General features: G+C 65.1%; 1 pseudogene. It reads right to left on the bottom strand.

The annotated features are described in order from the left end of the window. Positions 1-252: pseudogene (locus tag B3873_RS19815) on the bottom strand (chemotaxis protein); the annotation flags it as partial.

The following is a 252-nucleotide window of genomic DNA, read 5'->3' as shown; positions in this document are numbered from 1 at the left end:
GATCACGCTGATGATGTCCACGATTTTCTGCGAGGAGGCATTGATGGCGCTCATGGTCTGCACCACCTGCTCCACCATGGCACCGCCGCGGCCGGCGATCTCGGAGGCGGACTGCGAGAGCGTATTGGCTTCCTGGGCGTTGTCGGCGTTCTGGCGCACGCTGGAGGTCAGTTGCTCCATGGCGGCGGCGGTCTGCTCCAGCGAGCTGGCTTGCGATTCGGTGCGCTGCGACAGGTCCATGTTGCCGCTGGC

Origin of the sequence: Herbaspirillum sp. UBA812 (genome assembly GCF_002296545.1) — a bacterium.
Lineage (GTDB): Bacteria > Pseudomonadota > Gammaproteobacteria > Burkholderiales > Burkholderiaceae_D > Herbaspirillum > Herbaspirillum huttiense.
This window is presented reverse-complemented; position numbering and strand designations above follow the sequence as displayed.